The organism is Bradyrhizobium sp. HKCCYLRH1034, assembly GCF_051168375.1.
Taxonomy (GTDB): Bacteria; Pseudomonadota; Alphaproteobacteria; order Rhizobiales; family Xanthobacteraceae; genus Bradyrhizobium.
Genome location: NZ_JBNPUW010000002.1, coordinates 550381 through 571540 on the forward strand (window position 1 = coordinate 550381; position 21160 = coordinate 571540).

At 66.7% G+C, this 21160-nt stretch carries 19 protein-coding genes; 14 read left to right on the top strand and 5 right to left on the bottom strand.

Annotation, left to right across the window (positions count from 1 at the left end):
• Positions 1 to 5 precede the first annotated feature (5 nt).
• From ACQR0W_RS06355 to ACQR0W_RS06385, 7 genes are read left to right on the top strand one after another with little or no spacing between them, the layout of a single operon-like run.
• Positions 6 to 956 (top strand): N-carbamoyl-D-amino-acid hydrolase, encoded by a 951-nt coding sequence (locus tag ACQR0W_RS06355; protein ID WP_315717753.1) that lies wholly within the window; start codon positions 6 to 8, stop codon positions 954 to 956.
• 23 nt (positions 957 to 979) lie between these two features.
• Complete coding sequence (locus ACQR0W_RS06360) at positions 980 to 1801, top strand: ABC transporter substrate-binding protein (RefSeq protein ID WP_316171726.1); 822 nt, start codon at positions 980 to 982, stop codon at positions 1799 to 1801.
• Entirely contained in the window at positions 1798 to 2652 is an 855-nt protein-coding gene (locus ACQR0W_RS06365; protein ID WP_315717751.1) for an amino acid ABC transporter permease, read from the top strand. Before ACQR0W_RS06360 ends, ACQR0W_RS06365 begins: the two co-directional genes overlap by 4 nt.
• Complete coding sequence (locus tag ACQR0W_RS06370) at positions 2649 to 3416, top strand: amino acid ABC transporter ATP-binding protein (protein ID WP_315750447.1); 768 nt, start codon at positions 2649 to 2651, stop codon at positions 3414 to 3416. Before ACQR0W_RS06365 ends, ACQR0W_RS06370 begins: the two co-directional genes overlap by 4 nt.
• Before the next feature lie 4 nt (positions 3417 to 3420).
• The gene (locus ACQR0W_RS06375) at positions 3421 to 4239 is read left to right on the top strand and encodes an ABC transporter substrate-binding protein (protein ID WP_316171727.1); all 819 of its coding nucleotides are present in this window, start codon (positions 3421 to 3423) and stop codon (positions 4237 to 4239) included.
• Positions 4226 to 5119, top strand: coding sequence for a polysaccharide deacetylase family protein (locus ACQR0W_RS06380; protein WP_315750305.1), 894 nt, complete (start codon positions 4226 to 4228; stop codon positions 5117 to 5119). The genes ACQR0W_RS06375 and ACQR0W_RS06380 overlap by 14 nt, the downstream gene beginning before the upstream one ends.
• The gene (locus tag ACQR0W_RS06385; protein ID WP_316171728.1) at positions 5116 to 6489 is read left to right on the top strand and encodes an amidohydrolase family protein; all 1374 of its coding nucleotides are present in this window, start codon (positions 5116 to 5118) and stop codon (positions 6487 to 6489) included. The genes ACQR0W_RS06380 and ACQR0W_RS06385 overlap by 4 nt, the downstream gene beginning before the upstream one ends.
• A gap of 6 nt (positions 6490 to 6495) precedes the next feature.
• Here ACQR0W_RS06385 and upp read toward each other — a convergent pair whose 3' ends face one another.
• The 3 genes from upp to ACQR0W_RS06400 form a co-directional block, all read right to left on the bottom strand.
• Positions 6496 to 7125 carry a uracil phosphoribosyltransferase gene (gene upp / locus ACQR0W_RS06390; protein WP_315827065.1) on the bottom strand — a complete coding sequence of 210 codons (630 nt, stop codon included), beginning with the start codon at positions 7123 to 7125 and terminating at the stop codon, positions 6496 to 6498.
• Between the two features lie 271 nt (positions 7126 to 7396).
• A complete protein-coding gene (locus tag ACQR0W_RS06395) occupies positions 7397 to 8620 on the bottom strand; it encodes a URC4/urg3 family protein (protein WP_316171729.1) in 1224 nt (407 codons plus the stop codon).
• 15 nt (positions 8621 to 8635) lie between these two features.
• Positions 8636 to 9892, bottom strand: a complete 1257-nt coding sequence (locus ACQR0W_RS06400) for a GTP cyclohydrolase II (RefSeq protein WP_316171731.1) — start codon at positions 9890 to 9892, stop codon at positions 8636 to 8638.
• A gap of 256 nt (positions 9893 to 10148) precedes the next feature.
• Here ACQR0W_RS06400 and ACQR0W_RS06405 point away from each other — a divergent pair, with 256 nt between their 5' ends.
• Positions 10149 to 11378 carry an amidohydrolase family protein gene (locus ACQR0W_RS06405; RefSeq protein ID WP_316171732.1) on the top strand — a complete coding sequence of 410 codons (1230 nt, stop codon included), beginning with the start codon at positions 10149 to 10151 and terminating at the stop codon, positions 11376 to 11378.
• 143 nt (positions 11379 to 11521) lie between these two features.
• Positions 11522 to 12448 (top strand): N-carbamoyl-D-amino-acid hydrolase, encoded by a 927-nt coding sequence (locus ACQR0W_RS06410; protein WP_316171551.1) that lies wholly within the window; start codon positions 11522 to 11524, stop codon positions 12446 to 12448.
• A gap of 243 nt (positions 12449 to 12691) precedes the next feature.
• On the opposite strand, the gene ACQR0W_RS06415 is transcribed toward ACQR0W_RS06410, so the two are convergent.
• The gene (locus ACQR0W_RS06415) at positions 12692 to 13351 is read right to left on the bottom strand and encodes an aspartate/glutamate racemase family protein (RefSeq protein WP_316187219.1); all 660 of its coding nucleotides are present in this window, start codon (positions 13349 to 13351) and stop codon (positions 12692 to 12694) included.
• Positions 13352 to 13479: 128 nt separating this feature from the next.
• Here ACQR0W_RS06415 and hydA point away from each other — a divergent pair, with 128 nt between their 5' ends.
• From hydA to ACQR0W_RS06430, 3 genes are all read left to right on the top strand, one after another.
• Positions 13480 to 14949, top strand: coding sequence for a dihydropyrimidinase (hydA, locus tag ACQR0W_RS06420; RefSeq protein WP_316171554.1), 1470 nt, complete (start codon positions 13480 to 13482; stop codon positions 14947 to 14949).
• Between the two features lie 198 nt (positions 14950 to 15147).
• A complete protein-coding gene (locus ACQR0W_RS06425; RefSeq protein ID WP_316171555.1) occupies positions 15148 to 16119 on the top strand; it encodes an NAD-dependent epimerase/dehydratase family protein in 972 nt (323 codons plus the stop codon).
• A 1-nt stretch (position 16120) separates the two neighbouring features.
• Entirely contained in the window at positions 16121 to 16882 is a 762-nt protein-coding gene (locus tag ACQR0W_RS06430; protein ID WP_316171556.1) for an SDR family oxidoreductase, read from the top strand.
• Position 16883: 1 nt separating this feature from the next.
• On the opposite strand, the gene ACQR0W_RS06435 is transcribed toward ACQR0W_RS06430, so the two are convergent.
• Positions 16884 to 17780 (bottom strand): LysR substrate-binding domain-containing protein, encoded by an 897-nt coding sequence (locus ACQR0W_RS06435; RefSeq protein ID WP_316167649.1) that lies wholly within the window; start codon positions 17778 to 17780, stop codon positions 16884 to 16886.
• A 210-nt stretch (positions 17781 to 17990) separates the two neighbouring features.
• Between ACQR0W_RS06435 and ACQR0W_RS06440 the strand changes: the two genes are divergently transcribed.
• A complete protein-coding gene (locus ACQR0W_RS06440; RefSeq protein ID WP_316171557.1) occupies positions 17991 to 19406 on the top strand; it encodes an NAD(P)/FAD-dependent oxidoreductase in 1416 nt (471 codons plus the stop codon).
• Positions 19407 to 19534: 128 nt separating this feature from the next.
• Positions 19535 to 21154: an ABC transporter substrate-binding protein gene (locus tag ACQR0W_RS06445; RefSeq protein WP_434840612.1), complete on the top strand. Its 1620-nt coding sequence runs from the start codon at positions 19535 to 19537 to the stop codon at positions 21152 to 21154.
• Positions 21155 to 21160: the final 6 nt, after the last annotated feature.

Consider the following 21160-nt stretch of genomic DNA (forward strand, 5'->3'; position numbering starts at 1 on the left):
GAGTTTTGAGCCGTATCTTCCGCGCGGCCGCCGCCCAGATGGGGCCGACCCAGCGCGCCGACAGCCGCGGGCACACGCTGTCGCGCATGATCGGGCTCCTGGAACAGGCGGCCGCCCAGGGCGCCAAGCTGGTGGTGTTTCCGGAACTCGCATTCACGACCTTCTTCCCGCGTTGGATCCTCGAAGGCGATGAGCTCGACAGCTATTTCGAGCGCGCGATGCCGAACCCGTCCGTTGCCGCGCTGTTCGACCGGGCGCGGGCGCTTCGCGTCGGCTTCTATGTCGGCTATGCCGAGCTGACACCGGACGGACGCCGCTTCAACAGCTCCATCCTTGTCGATCCCGACGGCGAGATCATCAGCAAATATCGCAAGGTGCATCTGCCCGGCTCCGTCGAGCCGCGCCCGAGTGCCAAGTATCAGCAGCTGGAGAAGCGCTATTTCGGCTATGGCGATCTCGGCTTTCCGGCCGTGCGCGCCGGCCGCGAGTGGGGCGGCGCCATCATGGGCATGATGATCTGCAACGACCGGCGCTGGCCGGAATCGTGGCGGGTGCTCGGGCTGCAGGGCGTCGAGCTGGTCTGCGTCGGCTACAATTCCGCAGCCTACGATCCGAATGGCGGCAACACCGAGGATGCCTCGCTGCGCACCTTCCATTCGACCCTGGTGGCGCAGGCCAACGCCTACATGAATGCGACGTGGGCGATCGCGGTCGCAAAGGCGGGCGACGAGGACGGCAGCGGGCTGATCGGCGGCTCCTGCATCGTCGATCCCAATGGCTGCATCGTGGCGCGGGCGAAGACGCTCGCCGACGAGGTCGTCGTCGCCGACATCGACCTCGATCTGTGCCGCCAGGGCAAGGACAAGATGTTCAACTTCGCGGCGCATCGCCGGCCGGATCAGTACAGGCTCATCACCGAGCGCGCCGGCGCCGTCGAGCCGGTCGTGGTCGATTAGCCGTTCACGTGGGGAGTTACAGGATGCGCCGTTCGTTGTTCGCAGGTTTCGTCATCCTCGCCTCGCTTGCTCCGGCGGGGGCCGCGGAGCTGCCCGCTGAGATCAAGCAGGCCGGCGTGCTCAAGCTCACGGTCAACTCGACCTACGCGCCGATGGAATATCACGACCCTGCCACCAACGAGCTGAAGGGGCTCGACATCGATCTCGCCAACGAACTGGCGAAGCGGCTCGGCGTCAAGATCGTGTGGAGCGAGACGGCGTTCGCCGAACTCATTCCCTCGCTGCAGACCCGGCGCGCCGACTTCATCATCTCGGGCATCTCCGACCGTGCCTCGCGGCGCGAGACCGCCGACTTCGTCGACTATCTCGTCACCGGCCCGCAGTTCTTCGTGCTGGCGGAGAGCGATGCCAAGGTCGCGACCGATCTGTGCGGCCGGAAGATCGGCACCACGCGCTCGACGAGCTTCCCGCAGGAGATCGAGAAATGGAGCAAGGCCAATTGCGAGGCCGCAGGCAAGCCTGCCGCGCAATATGTGCCGGGGGAGAACTCGATCGATGTCCGCAATCAGCTCAAGCAGAGCCGCATCGATGCCGCCGTGCAGGGCAGCGAGACCTTGCCCTATGCGCAGTCGCAGGAGGCCGGCAAGTATCGCATCGTCGGTGAGCCCATCGCCTTCGGCTACCAGGGCATCATGTTCCGCAAGGACGATGCAGGCTTTCGCGAGGTCGTGACCGAACAGCTCAAGTCGATGATCGCCGACGGCAGCTACAAGGCCATTCTCGACAAATGGGGTCTCGGCGCCAATGCGGTGCGCGAGCCGATGCTCAACGCGGCGCCGCAATGAGCCGCGCCGACGTACTGGCCGATGGCTTTCCCGACCTGTCGGCGCACAGGATCGCGCGCAAGGCGCATTGGGGCCGCTGGCTTACGGCTGCCGTCATTGTCGTGATCCTGCTGGCGATCGGCCGCGCCTTCGCCAGAGGCCAGATCGAATGGTCTTACGTCGAACGCTTCGTGACCGCGCCGGTGATCCTGCGCGGCATCGTCAACACCATGGTCATGGCGGTCGCGGCGATGGCGCTGGGCATCGCGCTCGGCGTGGTCGTCGCGATCATGCGGCTGTCGCCCAATCCGGTGCTGCGGTCGGTCGCCGCCGGCTACACCTGGCTGTTTCGCGGTACGCCGCTGATCCTCCAGTTGTTGTTGTGGTTCAACCTCGCGCTGGTGTTTCCGACCATCGGCATCCCCGGCCTGTGGAGCGCGCGCGCCGTCGACGTGATGACGCCGTTCCTGGCCGCGCTGCTCGGGCTCGGCATCAACCAGGGCGCCTACACCTCGGAGGTGATGCGGGCCGGGCTGCTCTCGGTCGACATCGGGCAATACGAGGCGGCGCAGGCGATCGGCATGGGACGGCTGCAGGCGCTGCGCCGGATCATCCTGCCGCAGGCGATGCGCGTGGTGATCCCGCCGCTCGGCAACGAGTTCATTGGCCTGGTCAAGGCGACCTCGCTCGCCAGCGTGATCCAGTATCCGGAGGTGTTGCACTCGGCCGAGAACATCTACTACGCCAATTCGCGCGTCATCGAGCTCCTGATCGTCGCCGGCCTCTGGTATCTGCTCGTGGTCTCGGTCCTGACGCCGCTGCAGATGCTGCTCGAACACCGTTTTGCCCGTGGCATCGCGCGGGGGCGCTGATGACGCCGCTCGTCGCCATCCGTCAGGTCAGCAAGCGCTTCGGGGAATTCCAGGCGCTCAAGCAAGTCTCGCTCGATGTCTTCGAGGGCGAGGTGGTGTGCCTGATCGGGCAATCCGGCTCCGGCAAGACCACCTTGCTCCGTTGCGTCAACCAGCTGGCCACGGCGGACAGCGGCGGCATCTGGCTCGACGGCGCGCTGCTCGGCTTCCGCGAGACGGCCGGTCGGCTGCATCGGCTGTCGGAGCGCGAGATCGCGCGGCAACGCCTCGCCTGCGGCATGGTGTTCCAGCGCTTCAACCTGTTCCCGCACATGACGGCGCTGGAGAACGTGATCGAGGGGCCGGTGCAGGTGCAGAGGCGCAGGCTTGCCGAGGCGAAGGACGAGGCCTTGTCGCTGCTGCGCCGGGTCGGCCTTGCCGACAAGGCGCAGTCCTATCCGGCGCAACTGTCCGGCGGTCAGCAGCAGCGCGTGGCGATCGCACGCGCGCTCGCAATGAAGCCGCGGCTGGTGCTGTTCGACGAGCCGACCTCGGCGCTCGACCCGGAGCTGGTCGGCGAGGTGCTCGGTGTGATGAAGGAGCTGGCGAGGTCCGGCATGACCATGCTGGTCGTCACGCATGAGCTCGGCTTCGCGCGCGAGGTCGCCGACCGGGTTGTCTATATGGACCAGGGCGTGATCGTGGAGAGTGGTCCGGCCGGCGAGGTGCTGCGTGCGCCGCGCGAGGCGAGGACCAAGGCATTTCTGGCAGCTGAAGTGGGGTGAGGTGATGGAATTGAAGTCGATCGTGTTGGCTGGGCTCATGAGCGCGGCCGTGGCGGGCGCGGCTCTCGCCGCCGAGCTGCCGGCCGAGATCAAGCAGAACGGCCTGCGCATCGCGGTGGTGTCGAACTATCCGCCGATGGAGTTCAAGGATCCGGCCACCGCGACCCTGACCGGCTTCGACGTCGAGCTCGGCGAGGCGCTGGCCAAGAAGCTCGGCGTCAAGGCGGTGTGGCAGGAGACCAGCTTCGACCAGCTGATGCCGGGCCTCGCCACGCAGCGTTTCGACATCATCCTGACCGGCATGACCGACTACAAGAGCCGGCAGGATACCGCGACCTTCATCGACTACCTGCGCAGCGGTCCGCGATTCTTCGTGCAGGCTTCGCGCGCCAGCGAGTTCAAGGAGCCGACGGCGCTGTGCGGCAAGAGGGTCGGCGCCTCCAGGCGCACGATGTTCCCGAAGGACATCGCCGCCTGGAGCGAGAAGAACTGCGGCGCGAGCGGAATCGAGTTCGTCGGCACCGAGGGCTCGGCCGACGCCCGCACGCAGCTCAAGCAGGGCCGCATCGACGCCGCCGTGCAGGGCAACGAGACCTTGCCCTACATCATGGATCTCGAGCCGAACACTTACGTGCCGGTCGGCACGCCCATCGCGTACCAATATACGGGGCTGGCGACGCCGGTGAAGGCGGACGAACTGCGCGAGGCGCTGCGCGCCGCGCTGGAGGGCCTGATTGCCGACGGCAGCTACAAGGCGCTGCTGGCGAAGTGGAAGCTGAGCGACAATGGAATCGAGAAGGTGCTGATCAATGCTGGACAGTAAGGCGCTCGCGGGAATCCCGGTCGTTCCCGCCAACACCGCGCCGCCGGCGCCGGACTATCCATGGCCTGCGCCGCACAGAGCGGCGATGTTCCTTTCGTTCGACATCGACGCCGAGAGCGCCTGGACCTCGAAGGATCCCGCGCATGCGGCGCGTCTGGTCACGATGAGCTTCGGCGGCTTCGAGGCGCGCGTCGGCACGCCGAAGCTTCTCGAGCTGCTCGCCGAGCTCGATCTCAAGGCGACGTTCTTCATCACGGGATGGGCGGTCGATGCGCATCCGGCGATGGCGGAAGCGGTGCTGAAGGCGGGCCACGAGATCGGCCATCACGGCTATCACCATCTGCTGCCGGATCCCGGCGATCCCTTCATCGTCGAGGAGATCGAGCGCGGCTTCGAGGCGATCCAGCGCCGGCTCGGAATCCGGCCGATCGGCTACCGCGCGCCGTTCGGCGAGTTCTGCGAGGAGCTGCTGACAGCGCTGGTGCGCCAGGGCATCGTCTACACCTCCTCGTTCCGCGATGACGTCAGGCCCTATCGCCATCGCTTGGCCTCCGGCTCGCCGGGCACGATCGAAATCCCGGTGACCGCGAGCTATGACGACTGGATGCACGGCCTGTCGGCGCGGTTCTCGCCGCGCTCGATCTTTCCGAAAGAGCACGTGCTGTCGATGTGGAAGGATGAGCTGGACGAAGTCCGCGATTGGGGCGCGATGGTGACGACCGTGCTGCATCCGCAGGTCTCGGGCCGGCCGATGCGCTTCCGGCTGCTGCGCGAGTTCCTGACCTACGCCAAATCGTGCCGGGACGTGTGGATCACGACCGGAGCCGAGATCGCGGCGAACTACCAGCGCCATGAGGCGGCGGAAGCGAAGGACGCATGAGTACGACGGCGATCTTCGGCAGCTACGTGCTGACGCGCAAGGACGGCGCGCAGGACGTCCTGCGCGATCACTGGGTGCTGGTCGAGGGCAGGCGCATCGCGGCCGTGACGCGTGATCGGCCGGCGGCGGACGAGGTGTTCGATCGTCCGGGTCGCTTCGTGCTGCCGGGCCTGTTGAACCTGCACAACCACATCTTCAGCGAGGCGATCGCACGCACGCTCACCGAGGACGGCAACGGCCGGCGCAACAACAAGAGCATCGTCTACACCGTGCTGCTGCCGCTGTCCAAGCGCGGGGCCGAGATCCTTTCGGTGGAGGAGCGGCTGGCGATCGGCCGCATGGGGGTGTTGCAGCTCCTGAAGGGCGGCGCCACCACGGTGATGGAGCCGTTCCGCAACACGATCCCGGAGCTGTTCGATGCGGCTCTCGAGATGGGCCTGCGCTTCTATGGCGCGCCCTATCTGTTCTCGACCGGCGATGCCAAGGCGGATGCCTCCGGCGTCGTGACTTACGCCGGCGATGACGGCGAGGCCGACATGGCGGTCTGGAATGCGCTCCATCAGCGCTGGCACGGCCAGGGCGACGGCCGCATTCGTCTTGCGATGAGCCCGCACGCGACCGATACCTGCGGACCGGATCTGTTGCGCGCGGCTGCCAGCCGGGCGCGCGAGCTCGGCGTTCCCATCACCACGCACATGGCGCAGAGCGCGGGCGAGGTCGCGACGATCGCGCAGCGCCATGGCGGCCGCACCCCGGCCGAATATCTCGACTGGCTCGGCCTGCTCGGACCCGATCTGCTGGCGGCGCATTGCCACGCGTCGACCGATGCGGACCTTGCGCTGATGGCGGCGCGTGGTGCCGGCGTGCTGAACTGCCCGCGCGTGTTCGCGCGCGCCGGAGTCACCGCCGCCTTCGGCCGCTTCGCCGCGCATGGCGTCCGCACCGCGGTCGGCACCGACGGCTACAACATGGATCTGCTCGGCGAGCTCAACGCGGCGTCGATGATCTCGAAGATCGCGCTGGGAAGCGCCGAGACGGCGAGCGCGCCGGAACTGATCGACGCCGTCACCACGACGGCCGCCGCCATGATCAAGCGCGACGATCTCGGCGTCATCGCGCCGGGCGCGACCGCCGACCTCACCGTCGTCGACATGACGCATCCACATCTTCAGCCGCTACACGACCCGCGCCGCGGCCTGATCGCGCTCGCGAACCGCGCCAACATCGACCAGGTGATGATCGACGGCCGGCTGCTGATCCACGACGGCCGCTATCTCCACGGTGACGAGGCTACCATCACCGCCGCAGGGACTGCCGCGATCGAGAGGATCTGGGCGCTGCCGGAGGCGGAGGCCGCATTCGCCGGCTGAATGCTGCTACCGCGTGCCGTAGGCGCGGTCGCCGGCGTCGCCGAGGCCGGGAACGATGAAGGCGTCGTCGTCGAGGCCGTCGTCGATCGCGGCGGTCCACAGTGCGACATCGGGATGCAGGCCGCGGACGCGCTCGACGCCCTCGGGCGCCGCGATCATGCAGACCATGCGGATATCCTTGGCGCCGCGCTCCTTGAGCCTGTCGACCGCGGCGACTGCGCTGTTGCCGGTCGCGAGCACCGGCGTGACCACGACGGCCAGGCGCTCCTGCAGGTCGGACGGCGCCTTGAAGAAGTACTCGACCGCGGTGAAGGTCTGCGGCTCGCGATACAGGCCGATATGGGCGACGCGCGCGGTCGGCACCAGATCGAGCATGCCGTCGACGAAGGTGACGCCGGCGCGCAGCACCGGCACGAACACCAGCTTCTTGCCGGCGATCTTGGCCGACTGCATTCGCGCCAGCGGCGTCTCGATCTCGACCTCGGTGAGCGGCAGGTCGCGCGTGACCTCGTAGCACAGGAGCATGCCGATCTCCTTCAAGAGCTCGCGGAACGACTTGGTCGAGATCGACTTGTCGCGGATCAAGGTCAGCTTGTGCTGCACCAGCGGATGATCGACGACCGTGACGCCTTCCATGGCTTTCATCTCCGAAGCGTAGGGTGGGCAATGGCGCGAAGCGCCGTGCCCACCTGATACTAGCTCAGCTTGGAATGGTGGGCACGCTGCGCTTTGCCCACCCTACGCGCAACTTATGAATTGCGTCATTGCGAGGAGCGAAGCGACGAAGCAATCCAGACTTTCTTCCGGGCTCTGGATTGCTTCCGCCGTCGCCCTTCGGGCTATGGCGGACAAGTCGCTTCGCTCGCAATGACGTCGGCTGTTATGAAGCAAGGCTACCAAACACCTCTTAAAACACCGTGCCGTCGCTGAGGATGGTCAGCGGCGGCGAGCCGTCGGGACGGCGTTCGAAGGCGAGCTTGCGGCCGGCGGCCCAGCTGCCGCCTTCGAGGATGCGCGCCAAGGGCAGCTGTTCCGCCGTCTGGCCGGTGCGCTGGCGGATCAGCGCCGCCAGGCGATCGAGCAGGGCGACGGTCAGCGCGCGCCATTCCACCACCAGCGGGGAATCAACGGCATGCGCCCGCGCGGCATCGGCGAGATCGCGCAGCACCAGCACGCCGCCGTCGACGAACAGGCCGCCATTGCGGTATTCGGCGAGTCCCGTAAGGCCGTCGATGTTCTCGACCACGAGGCCGGCGCGCTGCAGCGGTTCGATCAGCGAATAGCTCAGCCATTGCGACAGCTTGTGCAATGGGACGAGACCGCTGGTCGCGTCATCGGTGACCAGGGAAGCATGGCGCCAGCAGTCGCCGAGCGCGATGCCTTGCAGCGTCAGCCGCGACGGCCAGATCGGGCCGAGCTGCAGCAGCACCTGCTGCAGAATGTCAGCGGCCTGGAGGTGGCCGCCGGTCGCCCCGGCGGCGAGCTGATCGAACAGACCGCCGGGACGTGGGGTATCTTTCCGACCGAAGATAACCGGCTTTGCAGCCGTGACCTCGCCTAGCCGGCGCAGCAGCGCAACGCGGCCTTCGAGTCCGACCAGCGGATTGTCGGCGCTCACCTGGAAGCCGCGTTCGAGATCGGCGACGATGATGTGCTGCAGCTTCGCGGCGTCGGCCCGCAGCGGATGGCTTGCATCGGCCGAAAACGCACCGCGTGCGAACATGTCGAGGCTGGCCAGTGCCAGTCCTTCGGAGCGGCCGATGCGCGCGCCGGTCACGGCATCCTGATAGCGCCACGCCGCGCCGGCGCCGGCGTCGAGCAGCACGCTGGTGATGGCGAGATCGAACTCGGCGCGCGCCCGTGAAGCCGCATCCGGCCAATTCACATTGTCGGCAATCGTGGCCCAGCGATCGACACCGCCGACCACGAAATGCCGCCAGCGCGAGTGGAACGGCACCTCGCCACCGGGATAGGCCCTGCGGGTCACGTCGAGCACGAGGTCGGCAATCGCATCGAGCTTTGCGAGGTCGATGCGGAAGTGCGGCAGCTTGTCGGCGAGACCGAGCGCAAGCAGCTGATGCGCCCGCTCGCGTACGGCGCGGGCGGACAGGAGATATGAAACGTCGGTCATGATCGGCTGCTGCGCTCAGTACTTCTCGAGCGGTCGGCCGACGGTGTCGCCGAGCGCCTCGGGCTTCTGCGGCTCCAGCGAGAAATAGCCGGCCGCCTTCTTGGCCGCGATCTCGACATGGGCATCCGCCGGGATCAGCTCGTCGGGGATCGGCACGCGCTCGACGATGTCGACACCCTGGCCCACCAGCGCGTCATGCTTCATGTCGCTCATCGAGATGAAGCGGTCGATGCGTTTGACGCCGAGCCAGTGGATGACGTCGGGCATCAACTGCTGGAAGCGCGCATCCTGCACGCCGGCGACGCATTCGGTGCGCTCGAAATAGGCCGCCGCGGCGTCGCCGTCCTCCTGGCGCTTGCGCGCATTGTAGACCAGGAACTTCGTCACCTCGCCGAGCGCGCGGCCTTCCTTGCGGTTGTAGACGATGATGCCGAGGCCGCCGTTCTGCCCGGCCGCAACGCATTCTTCGATACCGTGGATCAGATACGGGCGGCAGGTGCAGATGTCGGAGCCGAACACGTCGGAGCCGTTGCACTCGTCATGCACGCGACATGTGATCTTCGTCCGGCTGTCATTGAGCTTGTCGACGTCGCCGAACAGATAGACCGTGGTGCCGCCGATCGGCGGCAGGAATACCTGCAGGTCGGGCCGGGTCACCAGCTCCGGATACATGCCGCCGGTCTGCTCGAACAGGCCGCGGCGCAGACTGGTCTCGCTGGTGCCGAAGCGCGCGGCCACGCCGGGCAGGTACCACACCGGGTCGATCGCGATCTTCACCACGGAGACGCTGCCATTGGCATGCACGACGTCGCCGTCATGAACGAGGCGCTTGGCCGCGAGCGCCGCATGCAACTCAGGAAGCTCGATCCGCGCCTTGGTCACGGCGATCGTCGGCCGGATATCGATTCCTTCCGCGATCTCGCCGCCGAAATTTTCGGCCGCCAGATGACCCCAGGGATCGAGTGCGACGATCTTCGCCGGCTCTCGCCACTGCGCGAACGGGCCGATCGTGGCGGCGGGATGGGTGTTGGTGAGATCGGGGCGGCGGATCGGGTCGAGCGCACCAGATGATACCGCGAGCGCGCGGTAGACCGTGTAGGAACCGCCATGGCTGCCGATCACGTTGCGGTCCTGCGGACGTGATACCGTGCCGATCACGGGTCCGCGCTCGCGTGCGCTTTCGGCGCCCCAGTGGAGCGGGAAATTATGCTTGGCGCCTGGCACTGGGTGCGAGGTCAGGCGGATGTGATCCGTACGGTTGGAGCGAGTCATCGGACAGCCACCCCCAAAACGGCAACGGCCCGCCTTGACGACGGGCCTGAGCAGAACGCGTTCACGTTTTCCATGCACCAATATAGCAGTTTTTCCCCGCCAAACAAGTGGTCCCGGGTGGCCGGTTATTTGTAAACGAATGGTTTCGGATCCCGGTCGGCGGTCCCGCGGCGTCGGGCCCTGGCATGGCGCTTGCCTTTTGCAGGCGACGCCGCCAGCTTGGCGCGCATCTGGAATTCTCGACGGCAACGGCGGCATGGACCTGATCATTCGCAATGCGGTGCTGGCGCAGCACAGTGAGCTGCGCCGGGCCGATATCGGGATTTCCGACGGCACCATCGTGGCGATCGCGCCGTCATTGCAGGCCGACGGCGAACAGCGCGATGCCGAGAACTGTCTCGTCGTGCCCGGCTTCATCGAGACGCACATCCATCTCGACAAGACCTGCATCCTCGACCGCTGCACGATCAGGGAAGGGACCGTGGCAGAGGCGGTGCGCGAGACTGCGGCCGCCAAGCGCAACTTCACGGCCGACGATGTCTATGACAGGGCGAAGCGGACCGTTGAACGCTGCGTCAGCCACGGCACGATGCGGATGCGCACCCATGTCGAGCTCGATCCCGGCATCGGTTTCATCGGCTTCGAGGCGATCCAGCAGCTCGCGCGCGACTATGCCTGGGCGCTCGACCTCGAGATCTGCGTGTTTCCGCAGGAAGGGCTCACCAACTATCCGGGCACCGAGGAGCTCTTGATCGAGGGCCTGCGCCGCGGCGCACGCACCATCGGCGCCGCCCCGTATTTCGACACCGACCCGCCGGCGCAGATCGACCGCATCTTCGCGATCGCGCGTGACCACGACGTCGACATCGACATGCATCTCGATCTTGCCGAGACGCTCGATCACATGCAGATCGAATATGTCTGCCGCAAGACGGAGGAATACAGCTGGGGCGGACGCGTCGCGGTCGGCCACGTCACGCAGCTGTCGCTGCTGCCGCCGGAGCGTTTCGACGCGATCGCAACGCAGCTCGCTAATGCCGGCGTCGCAGTCACCGTGCTGCCCTCGACCGACCTGCATCTGATGGGGCGCCGGCACGATCATGCGATCCCGCGCGGCGTGGTCCCGCTGGAGCCGCTGCGCGCGCGAGGGGTGACCTGCTCGCTCTCGACCAACAACGTGCTGAACCCGTTCACGCCCTATGGCGACGGCTCGCTGATCCGGATGGCGAACCTCTACGCCAACGTCTGCCACGTCTCGCGGCCGGATCATCTTGCGGGGTGTCTCGACATGGTCACGCACGACGCGGCGCGGCTGATGCGGCTCGATGACTACGGCATCGAGGTCGGCGCGCCGGCCGATCTCGTCTGCATCGATGCGGCGACGCCGACCGAGGCCGTGGCGACCCTGGCGCAGCCGCTCTGGGGCCTCAAGCGCGGCCGGCCGTCGTTCTCGCGGATGCGGCCGGTGTTGCACCGGCCGGGGTGAAACGATGAGGGGTGTTGCATGACGCTGTCGCCACATTCGTCATTGCGGGAAGCGAAGCGACGAAGCAATCCAGCGTCCTCGTGTAGCCCTGGATTGCTTCGCTTCGCTCGCAATGACGTCGGAGTCCGGATAGGAGTTCTGCAATGCGCGTGATCAACGTCGCCGCCGCCCAGATGGGACCGATTCAGCGCGCTGACAGCCACGAGGCGGTCGTCGCGCGCATGATCGCACTGATGGACGAGGCCAAGCGCAAGGACGCCGACCTGATCGTCTATCCGGAGCTGGCGCTGACCACGTTTTTTCCACGCTGGTACATGGAGGATCAGGCCGAAGTCGACAGCTGGTTCGAGAGCGAGATGCCCAATGCGGCCGTGCAGCCGCTGTTCGATCGCGCCGCGCAGCATCAGATGGCCATGTATCTCGGCTATGCCGAGCTGACACCGGACGGGCACCACTACAACACGGCAGTTCTCACCGACCGCGCCGGCAACATCGTCGGCAAGTATCGCAAGGTGCATCTGCCCGGCCACGAGGAGTTCGAGCCGGAGCGCAGCCACCAGCATCTGGAGAAGCGCTATTTTGAGCCGGGCGATCTCGGCTTTCCCGTCTGGCGCAGTCTCGATGGCATTATCGGCATGGCGATCTGCAACGATCGCCGTTGGCCGGAGACCTATCGTGTCATGGGGCTGCAGGACGTCGAGCTGGTGCTGATCGGCTATAACACGCCGTCGGTGAACTCATTGAAATCGGCCGAGGGACTGCAGCAGCGCCTGTTCCACAACCGGCTCTCCGCGCAGGCCGGCGCCTATCACAACTCGTGTTGGGTCGTCGCGGTCGCGAAGGCCGGCGTCGAGGACGGTCATCACCTGATCGGCGGCAGCCTGATCGTCAATCCCGACGGCGAGATCGTCGCGGAGGCGGTGACGGAAGGCGACGAGGTGCTGGTCGCACCCTGCGATCTCGATGCGACGCGGTTCGGCAAGCAGACGATCTTCGATTTCGCAAGGCATCGGCGGATCGAGCATTACGGGCTGATCACCAGCCGCACGGGCGCGGTGCCGCCGGACTGAACAAAGAGTTTTTGGCTACCGGAGCTAAGCAGATCGCAGTTGTTGTGCTCGACTCCAGCGACGACGACGGTGTCGTCCCGGCCGGGACCCATGCCGCGGAAGCCATCGAGGGACGGGACTGTTAGTTGCCTGCCTCACTGCAGCCGGTGGTTATGGGTCCCGGCTCAAGGCCCGGACGACAGCCGAGTGTGAGGCGACCAGTCGGGCAGATCAGTCAATCCAGAGCGCAAGGCTCAGCGCCACTCACGCGGCGAACGCGACCGCGCCCAGCGCCATGGTCACCGCGGCCTGTGTCGGATCGATCACCGGAATCCCCAGCGCGTCCTCCAGGTTCTTGCGATGCCGTGCCATGCCGGCGCAGCCCATGACGATGGCGCCGGCGCCGTCCTCCTCCTTCAGCGCGCGGCCGACCGCAATCATCTTCGCCAAAGTGCCTTCACCTGACGCCGTCTCCGCCACGGTCATGTCCAGCGGGCGCTCCGCGGCCAACCGATCCATCAAGCCCATCTGGCGGAGATAGCGGATGTGGCGGCGGATCGAGCGCTGCGCGATGGCGAGCACGCCGAACGTATCGGCGCGGGTCAGCGCGGTGAGCACGCCGCATTCGGCGATGCCGAGCACCGGCCGTGCCGTGGCCTCGCGGCAGACATGCAGGCCAGGGTCGCTGTAGCAGGCGATCACGAACGCGCTGGATGCGTTGTCGCCCTCGACGAAACGCCGCAGCGGCAGGGTGACGCTGTCGGCATCCTTCTGGCTCTCGATGCCGTATGGACCTTCCTTCAAGGTCTCGCAGACGATCTCCGGCCCGTCGGCGAACATCAGCGGCTGCAGCGCCGCCGCCAAGCCGTCGGTGACCACCTGGTTGGAGTTCGGATTGATCACGGTGATGCGCGGGCGGGACATGGGAGCTACCTGCTTCTTCAGTGTTGACGGCGCGTGACAGGCAACCACTATGCCACGGCTGACGCAATGGGGCCGATGCGGTCACCTCGCGTCCACGGCGTTCCATCTGGCAGAACTAGGAGATCGCGATGACCGAGCCGGCCTATGACCTGATCATCCGAGGCGGGCGCGTCGCCACCACCACCGATACGTTCGAGGCTGATGTCGCCATCACAGGCGAGACCATCGCGGCGATCGGCCGCGGGCTCGGAACGGCGAAGCGCGAGATCGACGCGCGCGGCAAATATGTGCTGCCCGGCGGCGTCGACAGCCATTGCCATATCGAGCAGCTCTCGGCGGCAGGGATCGTCAATGCCGACACCTTCGAGAGCGCCACCACGTCGGCCGCCTTCGGTGGCACCACGTCCGTGATCTCCTTCGCGGCCCAGCATGTCGGCATGCAGTTGCCCCAGGTGGTCGAGGACTATCACGCGCTGGCGCGCAAGGGGGCCGTGATCGACTACGCGTTCCACATGATCGTCGCCGATCCGACCAGGGAGACGCTGGAGCGCGACCTGCCGGCGCTGATCCGTCAGGGCCACGGCTCGATCAAGATCTTCATGACCTACGACCGGCTCAAGATCGACGACGAGCCGCTGCTCGACATTCTCGTCGCCGCGCGCGAGGGCGGCGCCATGCTGTGCGCGCACGCCGAGAACCATGGCATCATCTCCTGGATGGTGAAGCGGCTGCTGTCGCGCGGCTACACCGCGCCGAAATACCACGCCATCAGCCACGCGCGCTTCTCCGAGGCCGAGGCGTTCAACCGCCTGATCGGCATGGCCGCCCTCGTCGATCAGCCGATCATGATCTTCCACGTCTCGACCGCGGAAGGTGCGAAAGTGATCCGGGATGCGCGCGGGCAGGGGCTGAAGGTGTTCGCGGAGACCTGTCCGCAGTACCTGTTCATGACGGCCGAGGATCTCGACAAGCCCGGCATCGAGGGCGCGAAGTGGATGTGCAGCCCGCCGCCGCGCCGCGCGCCCGACCAGGAGGCGCTGTGGCAGGCGCTGTCGCTCGGCGATTTGCAGACCATCTCCTCCGATCACGCGCCGTATCGCTTCGACGAGACCGGCAAGCTGCGCGCCGGCCCCACCCCCAACTTCAAGCAGATCGCCAACGGCCTGCCGGGCCTGGAGTTGCGGCTGCCGCTGCTGTTCGATGCGATGGTGTCGAAGGGCCGGCTCGGCCTCAACAAGTTCGTCGAGCTCACGGCGACGGCGCCGGCCAAGATCTACAATCTGCATCCGAGGAAGGGCGCGATCGCGATCGGCGCCGATGCCGACATCGCGCTGTGGGATCCGGACAAGCACGTCACGATCAGCGATGCCGCCATGCACGACCTCGCCGGCTACACGCCGTTTGCGGGGCGCAGCGTGCAGGGCTGGCCGGTGACCGTGCTGTCGCGCGGCCGCGTCATCATTGACAACGGCAGACTGTCGGCCGCGCCCGGCTCCGGCCAGTTCCTCGCCCGCAGCGGCGGCGAGGCTGCGAAGCCGACGGGGCGCCTGGTCGCGGATATGGACCCGGAGCAGAATTTTGGGGCGAAGCTGCTCTAGACGCGAAGAGCTGTTGGAGTAGCTGATCATGTTGACGCGGTCGCTCCGCTCTCCGCCGTCATGCCCGGGCTCGAGCCGGGCATCCACGTGCTTCCCGGGATGCCGCCGGACGTGGATGGCCGGGACGACGCCAGGCCATGACGTGGGGCGAGAGCTGAATGCCCTTCGTCGATCGCTGTCCATGCGAGGACCTCTTTGATGCATGTCCTGATCTTCGGCGGCGCCGGCTTCGTCGGGCTCAACATTGCGCAAGGCCTGCTGGAGCGCGGCCATGCCGCGACGATCTTTGACGCAGCGGCTCTGCCGAACGCGGCGGAGCGCGCCTTTGCGCCGTATTGCGAGCGTCTGCACCTCGTGCAGGGCGACGTCACCGATGCGAGCGCTGTTGCGGCCGCGATCGCCAGCGGCTGCGATGCCGTTGTCATGGGCGCCGCGATCACCGCCGGTCCGGAGCGTGACGCATCCGACCCCGAGCGCATCCTCGCGGTCAATCTGCTGGCGCAGGTGCCGATCCTGCAGGCGGCGCGGCGCAGCGGCATCCGCCGCGTCATCAACCTGTCCTCGGCGGCGTCCTACGGCGCCAGCGGTCAGCGCTTTGCCGTGCTGGAGGAGAGCACGCCGTGCGAGCCGGTGTCGCTCTATGCGATCAGCAAGTTCGCCTCCGAGCGCGTCGCGGCGCGGCTGTCGGACCTGTGGCAAACCGACGTGATCAGCGTGCGTCTGTCGGCCGTGTTCGGCCCGTTCGAGCGCGGCGGCGGCGTGCGCGACACGCCATCGCCGCAGGCGCTGATCGCGGCCTGTTGCGCGCGCAATGCGCCGGCGCTGCTGAACGAACCGGGCGACAAGGACTGGGTCTATGCGGTCGACGTCGCCGACGCCGTCTGCCGGTTGCTGGAAGCCGAGAGGCCGCAGCACACGCTCTACAACATCTCCAGCGCAGCCACGTTTACCGCCGAGGCCTGGGGCCGCGCCTTCGCGCAAGGCCGCCCCGGCTTCGTCTGCCGGCTCGCGGAACAGGGCGAGGCGCCGACGGTGCCGGTGTTCGCGCCGAACCGCGGCCGGCTGTCGACGACGCGACTGGCCGAGGAGTTCGGCTGGCGCGCGCGCTTCGACTGCGCGGCATCGGCCGAGCATTTCGGCCGCTGGTTCGATCAGTACGGGAGAGACTGAGATGAGGCTCAAGGCGAAGGTCGCGGTCATCACCGGCGGCGGCTCCGGCATCGGCCGCGCCAGCGCCGTCATGTTCGCGCGCGAGGGCGCTTATGTTGCGCTGGTCGACCGCGACGCGGCAGGCGCGGAGGAAACCCTGTTGCTCCTGGCCAAGGCCGGAGGCCAGGGCCGCGTGTATGTCGGCGATGTCGGTGATGCGGATTTTGCAAAGGCGACGGTCGAGAGCGTGGCAGCCGCGCGCGGCCGGCTGGATGTGCTGATGACCGCTGCCGGCTTCTCCTGCGGCGGCACCGTGGTCACGACCGATCCCATGGATTGGGACGCGGTGTTCCGCGCCAATGTCGGCGGCACCTGGCTGTGGGCCAAGGTCGCGGTGCCGATCATGCAGAAGCAGAAGGCCGGGTCGATCATCACCGTGGCATCGCAGCTTGCGGTCGCCGGCGGCAAAGGCAATAGCGCCTATATCGCCGCCAAGGGCGCGATCATCAGCCTGACCCGCACCATGGCGGTCGACTTCGCTACCGACGGCATCCGCGTCAATGCGCTGGCGCCGGGTGCGATCGACACGCCGCTGCTGCGCCGGAGCTTTGCGCGCCACGTCGATCCGGAGCCGGTGCGCGAGGCCTCGCGCCAGCGCCACGCGATGAAGCGCTTTGGCGCGGCCGACGAGGTCGCGGCCGCCGCGCTGTTCCTGGCCAGCGACGAGGCGTCGTTCACGACCGGCATCGTGCTGCCGGTGGATGGCGGCTGGCTCGCGGCGTAGCTCAACGCCTGGCCGTGCCGGACTTCCGATCGCGCCCGCGCAAAATGTCCGCAAGCGCGGCCGCGTTGCGAGACAGCGGCTCGAAGCGAGGCGTCAGGAGATACGCGCGCATCGGAATCTTCGGTGCGAGTGGCCGTGCCGCGAGGTCGGGCCAGGCGCGGCCGCGCAGCACGAATTGGTCGACCACGGCAAGGCCCGCGCCGGCGCGGGCCATGGCGCAGGCGTCGGGCGTGTAGCGCACGATCGTGGTCGGCTCCGGGCCGCCGGCCAGGGCCGACGTGACGATGTGACCATAAGGCGTCTGCGGGCCGAAGCCGACCAGCGGATAGGGCAGCATGTCCTTCGGTCTGATGCTGCGCAGCCTCGTCAGGGCATGGTCGGCCGGCATGATCACGTGCAGTGCGCCCTCCGCGATCGTCTCTACCGCGACTGTCGGCTCGTCGACCGGCAGCACAGTGATGCCGAGGTCGGCGCGGGCTGTGCCGACGCGGCTGACGATCTCCAGCAGGGTCAACGATTCGAACTCGACGCGCAGATCTGGAAAGCGGCCGCGCAGCCGCGCCAGCGCCTCCGGCACCATGCTGTGGGCCGCGCTCGGGCTCGCCACCACGCGGATGGTGCCCGTGCCGCCGGCGCGCAGTTCGTCGGCGAGGTCGTTGATGCGCGCGACGCCGCGATGGACGTGCTCGACCTCGGCGAACAACCGCTTGGCCTCCGGCGTCGGCTGCACCCGGCCGCTGATGCGCTCGAACAGCTTGAGCTTGAGGCCATCCTCGGTATAGGCCAGCAGCCGGCTGATCGCGGGCTGCGACACCGAGAGCAGCCGCGCAGCGCCGCTGATCGAGCCCGTCATCATAATCGCGCGGAACACCTCGATCTGGCGCAGATTGAGCGGCATGCGACCTCTTGTCTCGCTGTGGATGGCTGTCGACTCTAGCCGCCGCTGCCGCCCCATAACAAGCTGTTATGGGCGGCGGACAAATCGGTATGGTCGGTGCCGGACCTGCTTTGCTAAGCTTCGCGTGCCGGGTGACATGACTGATGGAGAGAGCGTGAGCGACAGCGAGCGTTTCGATCGCGATTGCGCGTGTCAATTCCGGTGCCCGGCATGAGCGATGGCCTCGCCGCGCTGACGGCCCAGGTCCGTGGCGATCTTGCCAGGATCGCCCATCCCAGCATGCCATGGCTGACGCCCGTCGTCGGTCCCGATGGCCGGCCTGCGCGCGATGTGCTGATCGTCGGCGGCGGCCAATCGGGTCTTGCCACCGCCTTCGCGCTGCTGCGCTCGCGCGTCAGCAACGTTCTCGTGCTCGACAAGGCCGAGGCAGGCCGCGAAGGACCGTGGCTCAGCTATGCGCGCATGCCGACCCTGCGCAGCCCGAAGGACTTCACCGGACCCGATCTCGACGTCCCCTGTCTGACCTATCAGGCGTGGCACGAGGCGAAGTTTGGCGGCGAGAGCTGGCGCAATCTTGACCTGATCCCGCGCGAATATTGGGCAGACTATCTCGCCTGGTATCGCGAGGTGCTCGACCTTCCAGTGCGCAACGGCTGCGAAGTCGTCGATATCGCACCGGCCGCTGACGGACTGCTGCAGGCGACAGTGCGCAGCAAGGATGGTGAGACGACGATCTATGCCCGCAAGATCGTGCTGGCGACCGGGCAGGAGGGGATGGGCGATTGGAGCATTCCGGAGCCTCTGCGCCATTTGCCCGCAACGCGCTGCGCCCATTCCGGCGCCGAGATCGATTTCGACAGCTTGCGCGGCCGCCGCGTCGCCGTGATCGGGGCCGGTGCCTCGGCGTTCGACAATGCGGCGGCTGCGCTCGAAGCCGGTGCGAACAGCGTCGATCTGCTATGCCGCCGCACGGAAATCCAACTGATCCAACCCTATCGCTGGCTGACGTTCCGTGGTTTCCTGCGGCATTTCTCCGAACTCGACGACGTCTGGCGCTGGCGTTTCATGCGCGCGGTCCTCGAGTTGCGCGAGGGCTTTCCGCAGCACACCTATGATCGCTGCGCCCGTCATGCTGCGTTCCACCTGCATGAGGGCGCGCCTGTGCTGATCGCGTGCGAAACGTCAGAGGGAGTCGTGCTGCGGACACCGCAAGGCGAAGTCACAGTCGATTTCGTGGTCAGCGCGACGGGCATCTCGATGGACTTCGCAAAGCGTCCGGAGCTGCAGCGCTTTGCCGCCAACATCGCGCGTTGGTGCGATCGCTACACGCCCGATGCCGGCGAGCGCAACGACCGGCTTGGCGCCTTTCCCTATCTCGCCGACGACTATGCGCTGTGCGAGCGTGTGGCTGGCCGGACGCCGTGGATCCGCGACGTCCATGTGTTTGCCATTGCCTCGACGATGAGCTTCGGCGCGTCGGGATCTTCCATCAATGCAATGACCACCGCGGTGCCGAAGCTCGTGCATGGGCTGACGCGCGGGCTGTTCAAGGCCGACATCGACAAGCATTGGGCCAACTTCCAGGCCTACGATGTGAAGCAGGCCGAGGTGCGCTGTGGCACGTGATTTGCTGCTGAACTCCCATCTGATGCGCTCCCATCTGATGCGCTTCCATCTGATGCGCTTGCGTCGCCGGTGACCGCTGGCAGGCTATTTCAGTCCCGGATTTTGAGACCAATGAGGGAACAAGGGCGATGAGTTTCGAGATGTCCAAACGTTCGTTGTTCGCTGCGACCGCCTTGCTCGCGGTGATGCTGGCTGCGCCATCGGCGCATGCGCAGAGCCGCGCCGAGACTCTGCGCTATGTCACCGGTGCCACCGTCAACACGCTCGATCCGAACATTCCGGGCTCGACGCGCGAGGCCTTCGCGCTGTCGATGTCGAGCTACGACCGGCTGGTGTCGTTCGGTCGCAAGCAGCTCAATGGTAAGTGGGTGTTCGATCTCGACACGATCACCGGCGAGCTCGCTGAATCCTATCAGGTCAGCTCTGACGGTTTGAAGATCACCTTCAAGCTGCGCCCCGACGCCAAGTTCCAGGACGGCTCGCCGGTGACGGCCGAGGACGTCAAATGGTCGCTCGACCGCTGCGTCACCGCGCCAATCCTCGGCAAGGCGCAACTGCTGACGGGCTCGCTGACGTCGGCCGATCAGTTCAAGGTCATCGATCCCCTGACGTTCGAAGTGACCTTGCCGAAGCCGGACAAGCTGGCGCTGCCGAATCTCGCGACCGTCTATCCGATCATCATCAACTCCAAGCTCGCCAAGGCGCATGCGACGGCCGAAGACCCCTGGGCGCTGAACTGGACCAAGGAGAACGCGGCCGGCAGCGGCGCCTACATCGTCGAGACCTTCAAGCCCGGCGAGCAGGTGATCGCCAAGCGCAACGAGGCCTGGAATCGCGGCACGCCGGACAAGCCGGCGGCGTTCAAGCGCCTGATCATCCAGTCGGTGCCTGAACCGGCGACGCGCGCCAACCTCGTCGAGCGCGGCGACGCCGACCTCGTCATCGACCTGCAGGCGAGCGACGTGCAGTCGCTCGAAGGCAAGGGCAAGCTGAAGGTGATCTCGACGCCGCAATACAACGCGGTGACCTTCATCTCGATGAACAACACCATCCCGCCGTTCGACAACGTCAATGTGCGTCGCGCCATCGCCTACGCGCTGCCCTATGACGACATGTTCAAGGCGGCCTTGTTCGGCCGCGGCGCGCCGCTCTACGGCGCGACGTGGGCCGACGGCAAGCCGCCGAGCGGCGGCTATCCGATCCCGCAGCCGATCAAGCTCGATCTGGAGAAGGCCAAGGCCTATCTGAAGGACGCCGGCATGCCCGACGGCTTCTCGACCACCTTCAGCTTCAATGTCGGCCAGGCGGCGACCGCCGAGCCGATGGCCGCGCTGGTCAAGGAATCGCTCGCCAAGATCGGCATCAAGGTGGACATCCAGAAGCTGCCGGATGCGCAGATGTCGACCGCGATCAACGAGAAGAAGCTGCCGTTCTTCACCGAAGGCATCGTCGCCTGGCTGCCCTCGACCGACTATTTCTATCGCAACTTCTACACGGGCAAGCAGCGCTGGAATTATTCCTCGACTGACAATGCCGAGCTGGAAAAGATCGCGCAGGAGGCGCGCTTCGAGGCCGACAAGGCGAAATATGAAGAGCAGGGCAAGGCGCTCAACGCGATCCATTTCGACCAGATGTTCCAGATCCCGATCTGGCAGGCGGCGCAGGACGCGGTGATGCAGCCGACGGTGGACGGCTACGTCTACCAGTTCACGCGGCAGGTCGATTATCGTAACCTGAGCCGAAAGTAACGGGGG